Origin of the sequence: Dietzia sp. SLG310A2-38A2 (genome assembly GCF_014145095.1) — a bacterium.
GTDB lineage: Bacteria > Actinomycetota > Actinomycetes > Mycobacteriales > Mycobacteriaceae > Dietzia.
Window position 1 is genome coordinate 3,281 of sequence record NZ_JAALDX010000542.1, and the last position, 353, is coordinate 3,633.

At 68.3% G+C, this 353-nt stretch carries 1 pseudogene; it reads right to left on the reverse strand.

What is annotated here, in order from left to right:
• Nucleotides 1-353, reverse strand: a pseudogene (locus G6027_RS17240) (IS21 family transposase); the annotation flags it as partial.

The following is a 353-nucleotide window of genomic DNA, read 5'->3' on the forward strand; positions in this document are numbered from 1 at the left end:
CCCGATACGCCGGGCATCATCGCGGGCATCGGCGGCGGCGATCAGCTCATTGAGCTCGGCCAGGGAGTCCACTTTCGGGACCGGGGTCAGGTGCCGGCGCCGGAACCGGCCGATCTCGCCCTCGACGCCGCCTTTCTCGTGGGCGCCGTCCTTGCCAGGGATGCAGTAGAACGAATCGAATCCGTAGTGCGAGCGCAACGCCACGAAGCGGGGGTGCTCGAACCGGTCCCGACCGAGCGCGACCCTGGTCACGGCGGGTTTGAGGTTGTCGTAGCGGATCATCCCCACCGGTACCCCGCCGAAGGCGGCGAACGCTCGGACGTGGCCGTCGAAGAACGATTCCTGGGCCTGGT